This is a genomic window from Methyloceanibacter sp., assembly GCF_049590335.1.
In the GTDB taxonomy this organism is placed as follows: domain Bacteria; phylum Pseudomonadota; class Alphaproteobacteria; order Rhizobiales; family Methyloligellaceae; genus Methyloceanibacter.
The window spans coordinates 1-2,581 of sequence record NZ_JBAWCQ010000147.1; the positions used below are offsets into that span (position 1 = coordinate 1).

Annotated in this window: 3 protein-coding genes and 1 pseudogene; 3 read left to right on the forward strand and 1 reads right to left on the reverse strand. The window is 63.4% G+C overall.

What is annotated here, in order from left to right; genetic code table 11:
- Nucleotides 1–133 (forward strand): annotated as a pseudogene (locus WBQ77_RS11365) (tRNA 2-thiocytidine(32) synthetase TtcA); the annotation flags it as partial.
- Here the strand turns inward: WBQ77_RS11365 and WBQ77_RS11370 are convergent.
- Entirely contained in the window at nt 130–453 is a 324-nt protein-coding gene (locus WBQ77_RS11370) for a hypothetical protein (protein WP_424060326.1), read from the reverse strand. The pseudogene WBQ77_RS11365 and the gene WBQ77_RS11370 overlap by 4 nt on opposite strands.
- A gap of 51 nt (nt 454–504) precedes the next feature.
- Here WBQ77_RS11370 and WBQ77_RS11375 point away from each other — a divergent pair, with 51 nt between their 5' ends.
- Nucleotides 505–840 carry an alpha/beta fold hydrolase gene (locus tag WBQ77_RS11375; protein ID WP_424060327.1) on the forward strand — a complete coding sequence of 112 codons (336 nt, stop codon included), beginning with the start codon at nt 505–507 and terminating at the stop codon, nt 838–840.
- A 51-nt stretch (nt 841–891) separates the two neighbouring features.
- Nucleotides 892–2,268: an IS1380 family transposase gene (locus WBQ77_RS11380; protein ID WP_424060329.1), complete on the forward strand. Its 1,377-nt coding sequence runs from the start codon at nt 892–894 to the stop codon at nt 2,266–2,268.
- Nucleotides 2,269–2,581 lie beyond the last annotated feature (313 nt).

The following is a 2,581-nucleotide window of genomic DNA, read 5'->3' on the forward strand; positions in this document are numbered from 1 at the left end:
CAAGGTGCCTGGACGCAAAAAGGTGATGCTGCGCGCCTTGATGCAGGCACGGCCCTCGCACCTGCTCGACCCTGCTCTTTTCGACTTCGCCGCGCTTGGCCGGGACGATGTGCCAGGCCCCGACGGTGCTTAACGCTTAGGCAAGCTTTCCACGACTAAGTTGGCGCCGGCGCCGGCATCCATTTCGTCGCGCGCCCGTTCCGTCGCCTCACCGTCTGGGCGCTCGGGGCGTTTGGGTGGGGCAGCGGTGACGGTGTGCGGGTTCGTTGCATGGGCGTGTGTCGGCGGGGATTGGTCGCAGCGGTGATCGGGCGGTGCGCTGCGGTTGTTGTCGCCGTAACGCTCGCGGGAGCAGCGCAGGCAGCGAACACGCTGGAGCCCTACGCGCTCAGTGAAGCGTCCTCCACCAGAATTGTCCGTGCCGGCCTCGTCCCCATAAACGCACCAGGCCATCTGCCGATCAGCCTCTATGCTGAGGAGACGGGACGCGGCGAACCCCTCGTCATGTTGCACGGTTTTGGCGCATCCGGTTACACGTTCCGGCGCATCGTCCCTGCTCTCGCGCGGCGCTATCGGGTGATCACGCTTGATCTCAAGGGGCATGGGCGATCAGACAAACCGTTCGATGAAAATTACAGCCCGCATGATCACGCCGTCCTCGTCTATTGGTTTTTGCGCGCTTATGGGCTCAACCGGGTCACCCTCGTCGGGCACTCCTACGGCGGGCAGGTCGCGCTGAACCTTGCACTTCTTACAAAGCGATATGATCCTAACCCGCATTATGCACCAAGGATGAGCAATCATCGCCTGGCTGTGGCGCAAAGCTTTGGGATCGCGTAACAAATCGGTGTTGAGACGATGTGCTGCGTTCCACCACCGAGCGCCACAGCCATGACCGACGCTACGCCACTATCCTTCGAGCTGCCAGCCGTTGCGCGCAAGAAGCTCACAGTCGATTTCGATGGCGGTAACCAGTCGTCGGACGCCGGCATGCTGCTGCTGCGTGGCGCCGAGAAGAAGACCGGCGTCCTTGCCCGGCTTGCCGCGGCCATGCGGGACCGGCGAGATCTGACGCGCATCCGGCATCGGATGGGCGAGATCATTGAAGCGCGCGTGTTCGGCATCTGCTGCGGCTACGAAGACGGCATCGATCACGATGCCCTGCGCCATGATCCGGTGATGAAAATGGCGGTCGGGCGCTGTCCCGAGACGGGCGCGCCGCTCGCCTCGCAATCGACCATCAGCCGCTTCGAGAATGCGCCGAGTAAGACGGACGCAGCGCGGCTTGCGAAGGCTCTCGTCGATCAGCTCACGGCGCGCTTGACGCCCTCAGGGTGCGATATCTTCGACATTGATGACACGTTCGACGCCGCGCACGGCGGCCAGCAACTGGCGTTCTGGAACGCGCATCATGACGAGCGCGGCTTTGCGCCGATGCACGTTTATCATGCAGCAAGCGGCTTGCCGGTGGCGACCATCCTGCGCCCGGCGAAGACGCCGAACGGCCGGGAAGTCCGCACGGTGATCAAGCATCTGACGAAGCGCATTCTGAAGACGTGGGAAAAGGCGAACATCGTATGGCGCGGCGACAGTCACTATGGGCGCGCCGAGGCAATGGAGTGGTGCGATGAAAACGGCGTTGGCTACATCTTCGGCTTCGCGGGCAACAGCGTGCTCGATGCCCTGGTCGCCGAGGCGGCGGACCATCTGCGCTTCTGGCATGCGCTGTCGGAGGCGCCGAAATCGCGGTGCTACAAGGCGCTCGAATACAAGGCGGGAAGCTGGCAGACGCCGCGCCGCGTGATTGCGCGCATCGAGGCTTCGATGCATCCAGACCCGACGCCGGAAGATCCGCAAGCGATGCGCCAGAAGATCGACGTGCGCTACGTCGTGACGTCGCTCGATGGTGATCCCGAGCGCCTCTACGAGGGCGTCTACTGCCAGCGCGGCCAAGCCGAGAACCTGATCAAACTGCACAAGGCCCAACTCGCGTCGGATCGCACGTCATGCCATTCGGCGACAGCCAATCAAGTCCGCTTGACGCTCCATTCGGCGGCGTTCTGGCTGATGCACACCGTACGCGCCCAGATCCCGCAAGGCCACGGGCTCGCAAGGTGCGAGTTCAACACGCTCCGCCTGCGGCTCTTGAAGATCGCCGCACGCGTCATTGAGCATGGCCGCCGTATCCGCGTGCATCTGCCATCGAGCTGTGTCGAGAAAACCCTTTTCCGCACGATTGCCCTTGGGCTCTTGCCGTCGGGACCATGATGCGTGGGGCATGCGCGCCCCAACCGCCGCCGAACGAGGCCGACCAACCCCAAACGCGTTGCACAGCGAGTTGCCCAAAACGACCCGACCGGGCCGAACGACCACGTGCGCGCGTCAGATCACGCGACTTGTGCCTACTTCTGATGCATGATCCGGGCTAACCGCCTTAGGCGCCTGGTGTTGATGAATGCACCGGCCTATCCGCAACCGTTCACGTCCGCTGTGCGGCTGTTGCGGAAACCCATTCTGCCCTATGTAGCGCTGACGCTCATTCCGCGGGAACTCCCCATCACGATCGCGCTCATGACGGAGG

Coding starts and splice junctions, on each gene's coding strand:
- WBQ77_RS11370 (WP_424060326.1), bottom strand. CDS start 453: ATGGCCTGGTGCGTTTATGGGGACGAGGCCGGCACGGACAATTCTGGT.
- WBQ77_RS11375 (WP_424060327.1), top strand. CDS start 505: ATGTTGCACGGTTTTGGCGCATCCGGTTACACGTTCCGGCGCATCGTC.
- WBQ77_RS11380 (WP_424060329.1), top strand. CDS start 892: ATGACCGACGCTACGCCACTATCCTTCGAGCTGCCAGCCGTTGCGCGC.